The organism is Pedobacter superstes, assembly GCF_037622515.1.
Classification (GTDB): domain Bacteria; phylum Bacteroidota; class Bacteroidia; order Sphingobacteriales; family Sphingobacteriaceae; genus Paradesertivirga; species Paradesertivirga superstes.
Genome location: NZ_JBBJCN010000016.1, coordinates 1 through 1,338 on the forward strand (window position 1 = coordinate 1; position 1,338 = coordinate 1,338).

At 45.4% G+C, this 1,338-nt stretch carries 1 protein-coding gene; it reads right to left on the minus strand.

The window, feature by feature from the left end; genetic code table 11:
- On the minus strand, positions 1-1,338 hold a 1,338-nt coding region (locus tag WG906_RS19300; RefSeq protein ID WP_339994532.1), incomplete at both ends, for an Ig-like domain-containing protein.

Here is a 1,338-nt window from a genome sequence, read left to right on the forward strand (position 1 = left end):
ACAGCCGAACCTGAAAGTGCCGGAGCAGCCGGAGCGGGAGAAATGGTTAAGGTAACAGCAGTTCGTGATAAACTTGAACAGTTTGTAGTACTGTTCACCGCTTCAGCGAAATACGTTACATTTCCTGTAGAGCTTAAAGTTGGAGATGCAACCAAGGTTCCACCTGTAGCCTGGGTGTACCAGGTTACAGGAACTGAAGAAGTGATAACTGAATTGGCATTGAGTGCCTGAACAGGGCTTGTTTCACATTCGGTGATGCTGGCAGCCGATACAGTAGGAGAAAGAGGAGCAGGGTTTATTGTTAAAGTAACGGCAGTTCTTGACAAGCTAGAACAGTTTGTAGTACTGTTCACGGCCTCAGCAAAATAAGTCACCGTATTAGTAGTATTTAGAGTTGGTGATGCTACAACAGTACCGCCAGTCGCCTGGGTATACCAGATTACAGGAACGGAAGAAGTGATAACTGAATTTGCGTTGAGCGTTTGAATCGGGTTTGTTTCGCATTCAGTGATGTTGATAGCCGAGTTAGTGGGTGGTAGTGGTGTTGGGTTAACTGTAATGGTAAATGTCTGAGGAGCTCCCGCGCAACCGTTTGCAACAGGAGTGACAGTAACTGTAGCTGTAACAATAGTTGTACCTGTATTTATGGCTGTAAAAGCAGGGATATCTCCAGAGCCGCTTGCTGTCAGTCCTATTGAAGGGGTGTTATTAGTCCAGTTGTAAGTTGTACCAGCCACAGCCCCACTAAAGCTGAGGATGCCAGTTAAAGAGTTGTTACAGACTACTGCGTTCGCAGGAACAGTAACAGTAGGTCTCGGGTAAACAGTGATGGTGAAAGTCTGGGGAGTTCCGGCACAGTTATTAAATATAGGAGTTACTGTAATGGTAGCAGTAACGGGGCTGGTTCCAGAGTTTATAGCTGTAAATGAAGGGATATTTCCTAAACCACTTGCCACCAATCCGATCGAGGGTGCGTCGTTTGTCCAGAAGTATGAAGTTGCTGGAATGGCTCCCGTGAAAGATATTGCAGTTGTAGCCCCATTATTGCAAGCTGTCTGATCTGCTGGATCGTTTACAGTCGGAATGGGGTTGACGGTAATAGTAAATGTTTGAGCTGTTCCAGCACAACCAATTGCAATAGGCGTAACGGAAATTGTTGCAATAATTGGACTTGTTCCGGTATTAATTGCAGTAAAGGATGGAATATCTCCTGAACCGCTGGCTGCTAAGCCTATTGCTGGATTACTGTTTGTCCAGTTGTACGTCGTACCTGTTCCCGTGAAATTTACTGGTTTCGTTCCACTATTATCGCAGACTATTTGATCGAGAGGATCATCT